The sequence below is a fragment of the Gluconobacter sp. P1D12_c genome, from assembly GCF_018812105.1.
Taxonomy (GTDB): domain Bacteria; phylum Pseudomonadota; class Alphaproteobacteria; order Acetobacterales; family Acetobacteraceae; genus Gluconobacter; species Gluconobacter oxydans_A.
The window spans coordinates 103,562-117,742 of record NZ_JACSIQ010000005.1; the positions used below are offsets into that span (position 1 = coordinate 103,562).

General features: G+C 55.9%; 14 protein-coding genes and 1 riboswitch. Of the genes, 6 read left to right on the forward strand and 8 right to left on the reverse strand.

Features of this window, described 5'->3' with window-relative positions; all coding sequences use genetic code 11:
- Nucleotides 1–9: 9 nt before the first annotated feature.
- Nucleotides 10–663, reverse strand: a complete 654-nt coding sequence (locus KP705_RS07360; protein WP_046900097.1) for a TetR/AcrR family transcriptional regulator — start codon at nt 661–663, stop codon at nt 10–12.
- Nucleotides 664–946: 283 nt separating this feature from the next.
- On the opposite strand from KP705_RS07360, the gene KP705_RS07365 reads away from it, so the two are divergent.
- Nucleotides 947–1,885, forward strand: coding sequence for a glycosyltransferase family 2 protein (locus tag KP705_RS07365; RefSeq protein ID WP_046900098.1), 939 nt, complete (start codon nt 947–949; stop codon nt 1,883–1,885).
- Nucleotides 1,886–1,907: 22 nt separating this feature from the next.
- On the opposite strand, the gene KP705_RS07370 is transcribed toward KP705_RS07365, so the two are convergent.
- The 4 genes from KP705_RS07370 to KP705_RS07385 form a co-directional block, all read right to left on the reverse strand.
- Entirely contained in the window at nt 1,908–2,453 is a 546-nt protein-coding gene (locus KP705_RS07370; protein ID WP_046900099.1) for a cupin domain-containing protein, read from the reverse strand.
- A gap of 274 nt (nt 2,454–2,727) precedes the next feature.
- Complete coding sequence (locus tag KP705_RS07375; protein WP_215764243.1) at nt 2,728–3,495, reverse strand: sulfite exporter TauE/SafE family protein; 768 nt, start codon at nt 3,493–3,495, stop codon at nt 2,728–2,730.
- Between the two features lie 15 nt (nt 3,496–3,510).
- Nucleotides 3,511–5,196 (reverse strand): bifunctional protein tyrosine phosphatase family protein/NAD(P)/FAD-dependent oxidoreductase, encoded by a 1,686-nt coding sequence (locus tag KP705_RS07380; RefSeq protein WP_046900101.1) that lies wholly within the window; start codon nt 5,194–5,196, stop codon nt 3,511–3,513.
- A gap of 41 nt (nt 5,197–5,237) precedes the next feature.
- Nucleotides 5,238–6,164, reverse strand: a complete 927-nt coding sequence (locus KP705_RS07385; protein ID WP_215764244.1) for an MBL fold metallo-hydrolase — start codon at nt 6,162–6,164, stop codon at nt 5,238–5,240.
- A gap of 105 nt (nt 6,165–6,269) precedes the next feature.
- Between KP705_RS07385 and KP705_RS07390 the strand changes: the two genes are divergently transcribed.
- The 4 genes from KP705_RS07390 to KP705_RS07405 all read left to right on the forward strand — a co-directional run bounded on the left by KP705_RS07390 (nt 6,270) and on the right by KP705_RS07405 (nt 8,898).
- A complete protein-coding gene (locus KP705_RS07390; RefSeq protein ID WP_046900103.1) occupies nt 6,270–6,914 on the forward strand; it encodes a peroxiredoxin in 645 nt (214 codons plus the stop codon).
- The gene (locus KP705_RS07395; protein WP_046900104.1) at nt 6,911–7,312 is read left to right on the forward strand and encodes a helix-turn-helix transcriptional regulator; all 402 of its coding nucleotides are present in this window, start codon (nt 6,911–6,913) and stop codon (nt 7,310–7,312) included. The genes KP705_RS07390 and KP705_RS07395 overlap by 4 nt, the downstream gene beginning before the upstream one ends.
- Nucleotides 7,313–7,409: 97 nt before the next feature.
- Nucleotides 7,410–7,667 (forward strand): hypothetical protein, encoded by a 258-nt coding sequence (locus KP705_RS07400; RefSeq protein WP_052750024.1) that lies wholly within the window; start codon nt 7,410–7,412, stop codon nt 7,665–7,667.
- A gap of 142 nt (nt 7,668–7,809) precedes the next feature.
- Nucleotides 7,810–8,898 (forward strand): LacI family DNA-binding transcriptional regulator, encoded by a 1,089-nt coding sequence (locus tag KP705_RS07405; RefSeq protein ID WP_046900105.1) that lies wholly within the window; start codon nt 7,810–7,812, stop codon nt 8,896–8,898.
- An 11-nt stretch (nt 8,899–8,909) separates the two neighbouring features.
- On the opposite strand, the gene KP705_RS07410 is transcribed toward KP705_RS07405, so the two are convergent.
- The 3 genes from KP705_RS07410 to KP705_RS07420 are packed head-to-tail and all read right to left on the reverse strand — an operon-like array spanning nt 8,910 to nt 11,441.
- The gene (locus KP705_RS07410) at nt 8,910–9,572 is read right to left on the reverse strand and encodes an HAD family hydrolase (RefSeq protein ID WP_046900106.1); all 663 of its coding nucleotides are present in this window, start codon (nt 9,570–9,572) and stop codon (nt 8,910–8,912) included.
- Nucleotides 9,573–9,618: 46 nt separating this feature from the next.
- Nucleotides 9,619–10,485, reverse strand: a complete 867-nt coding sequence (metF, locus tag KP705_RS07415) for a methylenetetrahydrofolate reductase [NAD(P)H] (RefSeq protein WP_215764245.1) — start codon at nt 10,483–10,485, stop codon at nt 9,619–9,621.
- Nucleotides 10,486–10,514: 29 nt separating this feature from the next.
- Nucleotides 10,515–11,441, reverse strand: a complete 927-nt coding sequence (locus tag KP705_RS07420; protein WP_215764246.1) for a metalloregulator ArsR/SmtB family transcription factor — start codon at nt 11,439–11,441, stop codon at nt 10,515–10,517.
- 67 nt (nt 11,442–11,508) lie between these two features.
- Nucleotides 11,509–11,713: riboswitch (cobalamin riboswitch) on the forward strand.
- Between the two features lie 115 nt (nt 11,714–11,828).
- Here KP705_RS07420 and metE point away from each other — a divergent pair.
- Complete coding sequence (gene metE, locus KP705_RS07425; RefSeq protein WP_215764247.1) at nt 11,829–14,141, forward strand: 5-methyltetrahydropteroyltriglutamate--homocysteine S-methyltransferase; 2,313 nt, start codon at nt 11,829–11,831, stop codon at nt 14,139–14,141.
- Nucleotides 14,142–14,181 lie beyond the last annotated feature (40 nt).

The window sequence follows — 14,181 nt, forward strand, 5'->3', positions numbered from 1 at the left end:
AACACACCCCTATTGGCGCGTCCCAATCAGGCAGCGGGTCAGAGCCTTGAGGTCACGGATGTTGACTTCCGTTTCGATGCTCTTGTTCCACAGCGTATCCATGGCACGGAAGTGGATGGTGCTGAGAATGACATCCAGAACCGTATCCGCCGGATAGCAGAAAGCCTCTTCGTCTCGCTTCTTTGCGCGCTCAAGAAAGCGATGCATCTGCTGTCGGGCTGGCTCAATACTCACTTCGCGGAGCACAGTACCGAACTCCGGGTTATGCACGGCTTCACCCAGGAGCGTACCATATGTGCGGCCCAGCGGAGTTGCCAGGAAGCGAATACGCGCTTCGATCAGTTGGTCGACGTCTCCCAAAAAGCTGCCTGTATCAATTTCAGGTGTCAGGCTGAACTTCCACTGACGGATGGCATCAAAGAACATGGCCTGCTTGGTAGGCCAACGGCGATAGACCGTCGCGGTAGACACACCTGCCTGCTTGGCAACTTTTCCGATCGTAAGGCCCTGATAGCCCTCTTCCGTCAGGACCGTGGCAATCGCTGAAAGAATCGTATCCTTCAGCAGAAGATTGATAGGCCTGCCCGGTGAGCGACTGACCCTCATATCTGCCAGATGCGGCGGAAAAGCTTCCTTTACCGCTAAAGATGATGACTGGGACATGCCCTGCCTCCCTGATTGAATAAGGTCTTGCATCTAGCCTTAACGAAACCGAGAGGCTTTCCACAAGCCTTAAGATTGGTGCGTTTCTCCTAAAAAACACCCCTCATGAAATTGTGAGCAGTGAACGGTAAAGTTCGGGGCCGCTCATTTCTGCCCATTGGGGACGGGATAGCGAAGTGGGTCCAATCTCTTTAATATATTTCTGTGAACGCGAGCCGGACCCTGCGATCAGACTGATGATCTGTCTGCTCGACAATCCTGGGAACATTGGGAAGAGTAAAACATGGCTATCGTGCGGGTTGTGATGATGCAGCGTGATGAGGGCACTGCACTGGCGCGATGGATCACGCATTACGCCTGGCTCTTCGGGTTCGAAAACCTCACCATTCTCGATAACGGCTCAGTCGACCCACAGACAATCTCCATTCTCGAAGCCGTCGAAAAACAAGGTGTCACGGTTCGCCGGGATTTGAACCAACCACATGATTTTCACCGCAAAGGCGGGCATCTTACCCGTATCATTCAGGACTGGGACCAAAATTACGAATATGATTTTGCCTTACCTGTCGATTGCGACGAGCTTCTGGCCGTCTTTACCCATGAGGGCATCACTTTAGACAAAACCGCAATTCATGATGCTTTCGATGCCTTGAAAGGTACGGATTGCGCGCTCAGAATTGATACATCCCTTTTCAACGTTCCGGGCCAACCCGGCTGGTATGCTCCCGTCCGGCACTTCCACAAGGGGTTTGTACCCGCAAAGACAATCTCCATCTGTGATGACGGGCAACATGAGCCACGCTCAGCGATCCGCGATGAGTTCAAGAGTACCGTTTTCACTTATCTGCATGATCATCACCTTCCCTATGCGGCCTGGAGAGATCGTCTGAAAAACAAGGTCACGGGGCTTGTCGATGCTGATGATGAGAACGCTCTTCGCGCATACCTGACCAAACCTCATGCTGAAGGCGCTCATGCTGTTCAGGCGCTTCTGGTGACAGCCGAAGAGTACACGCATTTGTATGACGACAGCGTGCGCGTCTTTATAGGGGCTGGCTCGACAGAGCTCGCTTTCGTTGAGGGGCCCGGCCTGGCAACGACATTATGGAACAGTGACGCCTATCTTGCTGCCCACCGCGATGTAAGGCGCCATTACACAATAGGCCCGCTCCAGCATTATCTACGCGACGGCTTTAGGGAGAAGCGCGCTCTGACTGCCTAGAGTCATTAGCGCTGCGGCGTTTTCAAAACGTCGGCGGCGTACACGAACTGATCACTTCGCAGGCTTCGTCGCTGATACAGCGAAAGCGATGAGGCTTACGACTGTCAAAGTAATAAGCGTCTCCCGGCCCAAGAATATGGGACTGGTTCTCCACCGTCACCTCCATCTGGCCGCGAATGACAACGCCAGCCTCTTCACCGTCATGCGCATACGCGACACCGGTATCAGCCCCAGGATCGTAACGCTCGTGCAGGACCTGGAGAGCGCGACCAAAAAGGTTCCCGCCAATCTGCCGCAGAGAGATACCACTCTGCCCAATTTCAGTTAAATCATCAGCCAGATAGAAGTATTTTTCCTGCCCTTCTGTCTCGAAACTGAAGAAATCGCCAAGTGTGACGGGAATGCCGTCCAGAACACGCTTCAAGGTGCCGATTGAGGGATTCATATCCCCCGACTCAATCAAGGAAATTGTGGAATTGGTGACACCGGTGCGCTTGGCCAACTCACGCTGGGAAAGATTTTTTGCAACACGAACGAGCCGCAACCGCTGACCAACATCCGTCACCATTCATTCTCCCAATCGTCTGACCATCACATCTCAGTATGTCATAACGATTGAGGAATGGAACATGAAAAAAGCCCGATACACCAATGAGATGCTGGCAAATTACTTTTCCGGTAGCCTCGTTTTGATAGATGCGCTCAAAAACCCCTCACAGGTTTCTTTCAGCTCTCCTTGAAGCATAGTATTTCTTGCCTGAAATGAGATAATTAATTTAATTATGAATGCATCAATGCCACATCACGGCTTATGGACGTAGCCAGAAATCCAATATGCAAATTCAAAGGGCAGTAAGACTCCGCCAGATCATATAGGTAGCCACCACAAAGATCACACATGCAAAGAACGTGGTCAGCGTACCCCCGGCTCCCGCCAAGCGTCGGGCTGCTGAGGTCCCAAGCGTACTGCCCACCACACCGCCAAGAACAAAAAGTGCGCCCATCGTCCAGTCAATGTACCCAGACAGCATGTAGCTGAGAGCAGTACTGGCCCCAAAAGCGGCGACGGCGACCAAAGACGTCCCTATTGCATTCAGAATGGACATCCTCGTGCAGGCAACCAGCGAGGGCACAATAAGAAACCCACCACCAATGCCAAAGAAGCCCGACAAAAGCCCTGTGGCCGTTCCGCTGGCCATGACCTTGGGCATATTGTCGCGATTACAGGCAGCGCCTGCGATGCCAGGGTTCCGACGTCCCCTAAGCATCAGAATACCGACGACAATCATCAGAACTGCAAAGCAAAGCAGCAGTTTCTGCCCGTCAACAGCCTTACCTAGCGCAGCGCCCACCAAGGCGCCGACAACACCAAAAGGCGCAAAAACCGCGGCACACCGCCATTTGACGGTTTTCTGTCGCGCATGACTGACAAGCCCCGCCAGTGCGTTGACGGCAACAGCCATGGCGCTTGTCCCGATCGCAACATGGGGATTTTTTACCCCCACGACATAGACCATCAGCGGAACAGCCAAGATTGATCCGCCACCGCCAATCAACCCCAGCGTAAAACCAATAATGACACCACAGAACAGCTCAAGCGCGATTTGCATCAGTCTGGCCGATACTTATTTCTTACCAGACTTCAGGGACTTAGGCGCAACGAAGAGCTCATGCCCCTTGAGCATTCCCTTCCAGTAAAGGGCCGGCATGACGTATTTTTTGAGCCACCAAGCGAGGCGGGTCGCCTTTTGGCCATTGAGCAGCCACTTCGGGAGTGTCGGCGCCAATTTCCCACCGTAGGCGAACTCTGCAAGAACAATCTTTCCATTTTCGACCGTCAACGGGCATGCGCCGTATCCGTCGTATCCAGAGACCGGGGTCTTGCGCTCCAAGAATGCCAGAACATTCGTTGCAACGACGGGAGCTTGCACACGCACGGCTGCCGCCGTCTTGGCGCAGGATGCTCCAATTACGTCACCGAGGGCGAAGATCTGCGGATACCGGACATGCTGGAGCGTCTCCGGATTGACTTCAACAAAACCGTCCGAGCCGGCAATGGCGCTTTCCCTGACAACCTTGGGAGAAACCTGAGGTGGCACGACATGCAGCATGTCAAACGTGCTCTCCACACGCTCCACGCCTGCGTCCGTCTTCCGCTCAAAAACAGCAGTCCGAGCAGGACCATTCACCTCGACCAGCTTTGATCCCAGATGGAGGGCGATACCGTAGTCCCGCACATAATCCATCAGAGGGGGAACAAACTCTTTCACCCCAAACAGACCCGGCGTGGCTGTATTGAATTCGACGGAAATATTCTTCAGAACGCCCCGACGACGCCAGGCATCACTGGCCAGATACATGGCTTTCTGTGGAGCACCGGCGCATTTGATGGGCATAGGCGGCTGCGTGAAAATAGCTTTACCGCCCTTAAGCTTCTCGACCAGCTGCCATGTGTAAGGCGCCAGATCAAAGCGATAGTTGGACGTCACCCCGTTCTTGCCCAGCGTTTCACTCAGGCCGGGAATAGCATCCCAGTTCAGGGAAATGCCTGTCGCTACAATCAGCGCATCATAGGACAGAACCGTGCCATCCTTCAGGACGACCTCACGCGCCTCAGGCCGAAAAAGTTCAACAGACGTTTTCAGCCAGACAGCGCCTTTTGGAATCAGGTCCTGTTCCCGACAACGTGTCTGAGATGCCTTGAAAACACCGCCCCCGACGAGGGTCCAGCCCGGCTGATAGAAATGCTCTTCTGAGGGTTCAACAATCCCCAGAGCCAGGGCAGGATTACGCTTGAGCAGACTGGCGGAAGCGGAAAGGCCACCCGCACCGCCGCCGATAACCAGCACCTGAAAATGCCGCGCGCCTTCACGTGCAGCCATGGTCGGAGCAGGCACAGCATCCATCCGCGATTTCAACCCACCCAGATCAATACCGGCGCGCGCAGTATCTGCGAGAATTTCCGAAGCAGGACGCGTGCCAGCTTCTGCGAGAGCCCAGATCTGGGCAGCCCGCGTTCCTGAGCGACAATACCCGACAACCGGAGCAGGAAGAGATGCCAGCGCCTCTCTGGCCTGCAACACCTGAGCGTCACTCGGCACCGTTCCCGCCTTCACAGGAATTGCGATAAACGCCAGTCCTTCTGCCTTCGCTGCAGCTTCTACGGCTGCTGCATCCGGCTGATTCGGTGCTTCACCATCCGGACGAAATGAAATGATGCTTCGAAAACCTTCGGCCTTGATATCCGCAACATCTTGCGGCGTGACCTGAGGGGAAACAGCGTAGCGATCCGTTAAAGATGTGGTTGGCATGACGTGCTCTCCGACAAAAATATCTTGGTGGATCAACCTGCTCAGAGGCGATTAACGGGTATCTTGATATAGCTGATGCCGTCAGCTTCCGGCTCCGGCATGTGACCGCCGCGCATATTGACCTGCACTGAGGGCATCAGGAGTTTTGGCATGGCAAGAGTTGCGTCCCGCGTTGTGCGCATTGCCACGAAATCTTCCTCTCTCACGCCATCATGAACATGAATATTGTGCTCACGTTCCAGGGCCACAGTGGTCAGCCATGCGTACTCGTCTCGCTCCGGCGCCTTATAGTCGTGACAAAGAAATAAACGTGTTTGCAGGGGGAGCGACAGCAAGCGGCGGATGGAATGGTAAAGCTGTCGCGCATCCCCTCCCGGGAAATCTGCACGAGCCGTCCCAAAATCTGGCATGAAGATCGTATCGCCCACAAAGGCGCAGTTTCCGATCACGAACGCCATATCTGCTGGCGTATGGCCTGGCACATGCAAGACCGTGACCGGTAGGTCACCAATGGAAAAGGTCTCACCATCATGGAAAAGGTGGTCGAACTGAGATCCATCCCGCGCAAACCGGGTGCCTGCGTTGAAGATCTTTCCAAACACATCCTGGACACGCACAATGTTCGCGCCAATTCCCAGCTTGCCGCCCAACTGCTCCTGTAGCCATGGAGCCGCGGACAAATGATCGGCGTGCGCATGGGTTTCCAGCTGCCATTCAACAGATAGCCCCTCCCCACGCACATAATCCACAATCGCCTGCGCAGAACCATTGGAGGTCCGCCCCGCAGCTGCGTCATAATCCAGTACGCTATCGAGGATCGCAGCGCGTTTGGTAATCGGGCAGTGAACAACGTGACTGGCTGTATTTGTCGCTTCATCAAAGAACGTGCAAACTACAGGAGATGGAACCTCACCACTCTGCACACGTCCGATCTGGGCAGTTGCAGCTTCAATGGCAGCATCAGGCATGACGTTTTCACCTCTGGAGTTCACAGTTTCCAAGAAAACAATTATGTGTTTAATAAAGTCATAAACTATCAACAGTCAAGACCCGGACAGGCTGGATACAGCATCATGACAGGCCCCCTCACTGACGACTCCGCATTTTTTCCCCTTCGGATTGGCGATGAAGCCCCCGACTTTACTGCCCGAACGACCCACGGTGAATTCGTACTAAGCTCACTCAGAGGGCGGTGGGTGATGCTATTTGCACACCCTGCGGATTTTACTCCTGTATGCACCAGCGAGTTTATTGCTTTTGCAAAGGTAGAAACTTTTTTCCGAGAGCGGAACTGCGTTCTCCTCGGGCTATCCGCAGATAGTCTTCCCGCTCATCTGGCGTGGATTACGGCCATTGAAGAGCGTTTCAATGTCCGCATTCCTTTCCCAATCGTTGAAGATCCCTCCATGGAAGTCGCACGCGCTTATGGAATGATGGATCTGGAAGCACAGGACAGCGCCACCGTACGGTCCGTCTTTTTCATTGATCCAACAGGAATCATTCGCGCCATCCTGAGCTATCCTGCCAGCGTTGGTCGATCAGTGGCCGAGCTGCAGCGCATGCTTTCCGCCTTGCAGGAAGTTGATCGCTCCAACGTCCTGACTCCTGAAGGCTGGCAGCCAGGGCAAGCTGCCATTGCGCCCCCTCTGCAGACCCAGGAAGCAGTTCAGAAAGCAGGTCCGAACTGGTTCCTTCAGCCGAAAAAGCCGCGTCCATGACTCTTCTTGCCCTTGAAGAAAGCCGAAATCTTGCCGAATGGCTGCGCCTTCTCGCCCAGCCTCAGCGCCTTATGATCTTATCCGCCCTGCTCGATGGCTCCCACGCTGTCAGTGAAATCGAGACCATGACAGGCATTGGCCAACCGACACTGAGTCAACATCTCGGTACACTCCGGCGGAGTGGGTTGATTGAGTCTCAGCGAGAGTCCCGCGCCATCAGTTACTGCATGGCTGATACGCCTGATGCCGCCCGCGCCAGAATGCTCATCATGACACTGCGCCCTGACGGACTGGCAGTCTCACCAACAGCTACAGCCCCTTCACGCAAACCCGGTGCCCAACGCTCCTCCCTGGAAGGCGCAAGGTTTGCGCGCATCGTCCGTCCGCTCTCCCGATGACCAGAACCCGGCTTGCACCGCACCCTGTTTCACCGTGCGAGCCAACGGAAACTGTCCTGCTTATCAAACGCTTTTAGATGGAAAAAGGAGAAGGTCCATGACCCGCTATCTGATGCTTCTGGCCTGCCTGACCGGTTTTGCCGCACTGTCTGGCACGGGATCAGCCGCGACACGCGATGAGCAGAAACAGGCTTGCCAAGGTGATGCCATCCGCCTGTGCACGTTTGCCATTCCTAACGAAGCCAAGATTACAGCCTGTATGAGAAAGAAGATGGATCAGCTCAGCCCGAAATGCCGGGCGATGTTTGAACCTGCTCCGCAGAAAAATACTGCAACAACAAAGCCAAAAAACTGAGACGTTTACCCTCTTGTCGTAATCGTGAAGATGGGCAGACGACGTTCAGACCAGCATTTACCTGAGACACCTGCATATTAGGTGCCTTCACGTTCTTCCGTCAGGATTGCACGAAGGCAGCGTTTTCATTATTGGATAACATATGAAAACAACCCGTCAGTACGGTCGTCGCAAGGTTACGCTCAAGGATGTAGCGGCACAGGTCGGGGTGTCCCATACGACAGTCTCGAATGCCTATATCCGGCCGGGCCAACTCTCGGCTGCGCTGAGGGAAAAGATTTTCGCGGCAGCTCAGGAACTTGGATACACAGGCCCTGATCCAGCAGCGAAACAGCTTGCGACCGGGCATTCCGGGGCACTGGGCTTTCTCTTCAGTGAAGATCTTCCATACGCATTCTCTGATCCTGCCGTTCTCGCCGTCCTGAACGGCGTCGCGAAAAGCTGCGATGAAATGGAAACGGATCTGGCCCTGATTTCAGCAGGCAGCAGCCTCCGCAACATGAACACACCTGTTTCGCTCGGCAATGCTGCGGTCGACGGGTACATCCTCTACTCCGTGGCCCCCGATAGCCGGTGCGTTTTGATGGCGCAGCAGCGGAACGTTCCGCTCGTTGTGGTGGATCAGCCTCGTTTGGACAACGTGCCATATGTCGGCATTGATGACCGGGGGGCAGCCTACAACGCGGCAAAAACCCTGCTTGAGCTTGGACACCGTCGCTTCGGTATCCTGTCCCTCAAAACAGCCCATGATGACTATTTTGGCATCCTGACAGCCAAGCGTCGCGCCAATATTGCACACAGCACGATTGCCATGCGTCTGGAAGGGTATCTAACAGCCCTTCAGGAAGCAGGCATTGCCCCCGAAAACGTACCGGCCTGGGAAATTCCGATCAATTCTGAAGAGTCCGGTGCTGAAGGCGCGCGCTTTCTGCTGAACCGACAGAATGCACCGACAGCAATTCTGGCAATGAGTGACCGCGTTGCAATTGGCGCTATGCAAACAATCCGTGCGGCGGGTCTCAGCATTCCTGAAGACGTGTCGATTTTTGGATTTGATGACATTCCTGCCGCTGCCCTGTCGGACCTCAGCACAATCCGCCAGCCTCATGAGCGCAAAGGCATGGAGGCAGTCCGTCTTCTGACCCAGCAGGACGGCCGCCAGAACAAGAACGTCATTCTGGAAACAGAACTCGTCGCTCGCGGCAGCATTGGTCCAGCCCCAAAGGGCTGAACCACACTGTATTAGCGAGCGACGTTCAGAAGCCCGGCAATACTGTCGATCTGAAAATCCGGCTTCAGGTCAATGCACTGCGTTGCAGACCCGTGCCCATAACTCGCCCAGCAGGATGCAATGCCACTATTGCGGGCAAATCCAAGATCTGCCGCCGTGTCGCCAACCATCAGAAAATCCGATGCGGGGACTTCCGGGAACAACGGCCGCACACGGTCCGTCATGACCCGGGGATCCGGCTTGTGCGGGTAGTCTGGTTCGGACGCGATCACATTGCTGATCCACCCACCAAGGCCGAAGCGCTCGATGCTGGCATGAACCGTTGGAGCATGCTTGTTGCTGAGGATTACCAGCGTTGCCCCGTCAGCCTTAAGATCATCGAGTACTGACTTCACCCCGTCAAACAGAACGGTCTCTTCCTGATCGGCTTTAGGGTAATACGCCCGATAGTGACGAACAAAAGCCTGTGCATCATCAACGTCACTGTCGGGAACGATCGCCTGAAACAGCGTCTGAAGCGTCCCACCCTTTGACAACTGATGCTTCAGGGCGTCTGATGAAGGGCCCTTGTAGCCGCTGGCTTCAAAGGCTTCCTTCAGGCTGCGAAGAATGGCCGGCTGCGTTTCCGCCAGAGTACCATCGTAGTCGAGAAGAACGATCGGGAATCTTGTCATTCCCTTTTGTCACCCCGTTTACGCAGGAAATCCAGCCCTCTCCGCTTCAGATCGGACGTCGCCCAAGAAGGCGGCAAAGGGCTGATGCTGTATCTGCATGATTCAACGTATAGAAATGGAATTGCTCCACCCCTTCAGCTTTCAGTGTCTGACAAAGCCGGTCGGCAATCGTGGCCGCGACAAACGCCCGCGCCTGAGGCGTTTCATCCAATCCATCGAACAGGTCGCGCATCCACTTCGGCACGTTTGCACCACACATATCGGCAAATTTCCAGGCCTGCGCAGCACTTCCAACCGGAAGAATACCCGGCACGATCGGCCGCTCGATTCCAATGCCCGCAGCACGGTCCCGGAAGCGTAGAAATGTGTCCGCTTCGAAGAAGAACTGCGTCAAAGCCCGGTCCGCACCCGCATCAATCTTCGCTCGCAGATGCTCCAGATCCGACTGCGGGCTAAGCGCGGCAGGATGCGTTTCCGGATACGCCGCAACGGAGATTTCGAACGGCGCAATCTCCTTTAATCCGCGCACCAGATCCACAGCCCCCGCGTAGCCTTCCGGATGGGGCTCATAGACGCCCCCGGCTGACGGTGGCGGATCACCACGCAGGGCCACAATGTGCTTCACACCAGCGTCCCAGTACGCCTGCGCCACAGCATTGACGTCTTCTTTGGAGGCTCCCACGCAGGTCAGATGCCCAGCCATTGGCGCGCCAGTTTCCCGAACCATGTCTTTCAGGGTAGCCAGGGTGCGGTCCCGTGTTGACCCACCTGCCCCATACGTCACGGACATGAACTGCGGACCAAAAGCAGCTAGCGTTTTTGCGTTTTCCAGCAGCGTGGCGGCTGCCTTTTCCGACTTTGCAGGGAAAAACTCGAACGAAATTGCGGGCAGAGGCCCTGTCTGTGCGGGCATCGCGCCAGCTCCTTATTCAATAATTCAGCTTAGTTGGGGCGTTGGCCGAGCCAGAGTTTCACAGTCAGCTCGCCTTCAAGAGCCACTGGCTCTGCGGGAACCAGACCGGCTGCGCGAAACCACGTCGCCATCTGCGCATCAGTAAACCCAAGCCGAACATGCGCATCCCGTGTGCGAAGTTCTTCGCGGCTATGGGAGGCAAAATCGATAATCAGTAATCGACCATTGGCATCCAGAATCCGCGCGGCCTCCGCAATTACAGCAGCCGGATGCTGTGCATAGTGCAGAACCTGATGCATGACTGCGACATCGGCTGAATGCTCCGGCAACGGAAGGGCCTGAAAGTCTCCCTGCCGCAGATCAGCCTGCTCCAGACCAGCTTCCGCAAGCTTGGTTCGCGCCAATCGCAGCATGGCGGGACTGCGATCAAACCCGATGACTGTCTGGGCGCCGCTTCCCAGCAGCTCCATCATACGACCAGTCCCAGTGCCTATATCCACAAGGCGCCCGATCGGAGATGCTGAGAGCGTCTTTACGATCGCTGCTTCGACCTCCTGTTCGGACACATGCAAGGAACGCAACGCGTCCCATTCTGCCGCGTGGGTTTCAAACCAGTCTTCCGCCGCGAGCGCACGAACATCTCGAATGGCCTGCAAGCGAATACGATCCGCACGGATTTCCGCCGGCTCCCGCGCAGTCCATCGATCCAGCGCCATAAAGACAGGCTCCAGACGTTCCGGAACACCCAAAGTCAAAAAGACCCAGCTTCCTTCCTTGCGGCGCTCAATCAATCCCGCATCTGCCAGGATCTTTACATGCCGTGACACGCGGGGCTGGCTTTGCCCGAGCACCTGCGCCACCTCTCCGATGGACAGTTCCATCTCGCGCAGAAGGGCCAGAGTCCGCAGACGGGTCATGTCTGCCAGTGCCTGGAAAATAATGAGGGCGTGTTCCATACGAATTTACATATAAGGAGTTCTTTATATGAGCAAGAGCTATTGACTCGTTTTCAGGACATGCGGCAGTCATAAGGCTTGTCATGGTTCCGCGCCGGATGTTCACGCATCCGGCGTGGCTAAGAGGGAAGCCGGTGCAAAGCCGGCGCTGCCCCCGCAACTGTCAGCGGCGAGTGCCGATTCCACACAGGCCACTGGGCGAAAGTCCGGGAAGGCGGAATCAGCGCGAAGACCCGTAAGCCAGGAGACCTGCCACGGCACATAACATCCTCCGGCGGGGCGTTCCGGACGGGTCACGCATGTCTCCACGCCGCACATTTCCTGTTCGGGGCGTGAACGATCCTGCATGCCCTGAGAGCGCACTGCCACGAACCTGTCGAGGCTTTCATGACCGTCCGCGTCGCAACTCTGGGCTTTCCGCGTATCGGCACCCGCCGTGAACTGAAAACCGCTCTTGAACAGTACTGGGCGGGAAATTCCTCCGCCGATGATCTGCTTTCCACCGCCGCGTCCCTTCGGGCGTCAGCCTGGCAGCGCCAGAAAGACCTCGGTGCCGAGATCATCCCTTCCAACGATTTTTCGCTTTACGATCATGTGCTGGATACATCCGCAATGGTCGGTGCTGTTTCCGCCATTTACGGCAACGTGCAGGGCAAGGTGGACTTGGGAACCTACTTCGCCATGGCCCGCGGCTCCCAGACGACATCCGAAGAGTGTGGCTGCGGTCATACTCATGCCCCCCCTGAGGATGTCCCTGCCGCCGAAATGACCAAGTGGTTTGACACGAACTACCATTACCTTGTTCCGCAATTCACAGCAGACCAGACGTTCAGCCTCGCCTCCACAAAACCCGTCGACGAATATCGGGAAGCCAAGGCGCTTGGGATTGAGACACGCCCTGTTCTGCTCGGTCCTGTCAGTTTCCTGCTTCTGGGAAAATGTGACGGCCCGGCGTTTGATCGCCTTGATCTGCTCCCTGCCTTGCTGCCCATTTATGAAAGGGTTCTGAAGGCCCTCCGAGCAGAAGGCGCAGACTGGGTTCAGATTGACGAGCCGTGCCTTGTTCTGGATCTGCCGGGAAATGCTGCCGCAGCGTTCAAGACAGCATACAAAACTCTGACAACCACAGTTCCAGACCTGAAACTGATGCTCGCCACGTATTTCGGTGCGCTCGGAAACAATCAGGACATCGCCCTAAGCCTGCCAGTTCACGGGCTGCATGTGGATCTTGTCCGCGCTCCCGAACAACTTGCATCTATTCTGGAGGAAGCGCGACCTGACCTACTGCTGTCTCTCGGCGTAGTGGATGGGCGAAATATCTGGAAGGCCGACCTGAACGCGCTTCTGGACCATCTTGAACCGCTGGTGGGCCAGCGTGACCTGATCCTCGCGCCGTCTTGCTCTCTCCTCCACACACCCATTGACCTGGAACGGGAGACAGATCTGGACGCGGATGTAAAATCCTGGCTCGCATTCGCCGTTCAAAAAATCGAGGAGTTGCACACACTGGCGCGCGCCCTGAATGAAGGCCGGGGCGTTGTGCAAACCATTTTAGCCGAAAACGCTGCGGCTCTTCAGGCACGTCGCTCTTCCACGAAAATCAACGATCCTGCCGTTCAGGCACGCTCTGCAGATCGCAACCCAGCTCTCACCCAGCGCCTTTCCCCTTTCCCCGCGCGCCGTCCGTTGCAACAGGCCAAACTCAGGCTGCCGCTTTACCCAACGACGACCATCGGGTCCTTCCCCCAGACACCTGAAGTCCGCAAAGCTCGTGCGGATCATGCACGAGGAGAGCTCCCTTCCGAGGCTTACGAAGCCTTCCTGCGGGAAGAAACCGCCCGGACCATCCGCTGGCAGGAAGAGATTGATCTTAATGTGCTGGTGCATGGCGAGTTTGAGCGCAATGACATGGTGCAGTATTTCGGGGAGCAGCTTTCCGGCTTTGCGTTCACGAAGCACGCCTGGGTTCAGTCCTACGGGTCCCGCTATGTCCGGCCGCCCATCATTTTCGGGGATGTGTCACGCCCGAAAGCCATGACGGTTGAATGGTGGGAATATGCCCAATCCATCACCAATCGCCCGATGAAAGGCATGCTGACGGGGCCAGTCACGATCCTGAACTGGTCTTTCGTGCGAGACGATCAGCCGCGTTCGGAAACGTGCCGACAGATCGCTTTCGCGATCCGGGATGAAGTGTGCGATCTGGAAAAAGCTGGATGCGGCATCATCCAGATTGATGAAGCCGCCTTGCGTGAAGGCCTGCCGCTCTGTCGCGCAGACTGGCAATCCTATCTGGACTGGGCCGTGGAGAGCTTCCGCATTTCAGCCTCGGGTGTGCAGGACGCCACGCAGATCCACACCCATATGTGCTACTCGGAATTCAACGACATCATTGCTGCCATTGGCGCGATGGATGCGGATGTGATTTCGATTGAAACCGCCCGCTCCCGCATGGAACTACTCGATGCGTTCGCAGCTTATCGCTACCCTGCGGAAATCGGGCCGGGCGTTTACGATATCCATTCCCCACGCGTGCCGTCTGTCGAGGAAATGGTGGACCTGCTTCGGGCAGCCAGCAAAGCCATTAGCCCGGATGCCCTCTGGGTCAATCCGGATTGTGGACTGAAAACCCGCAAATGGCCGGAGACGAAAGCTGCACTCATCAACATGGTTGCGGCAGCCCATTATATGCGCCCGTAAACCAGTAAGTAGATGGGGTGGATCACCACCCCATCATACG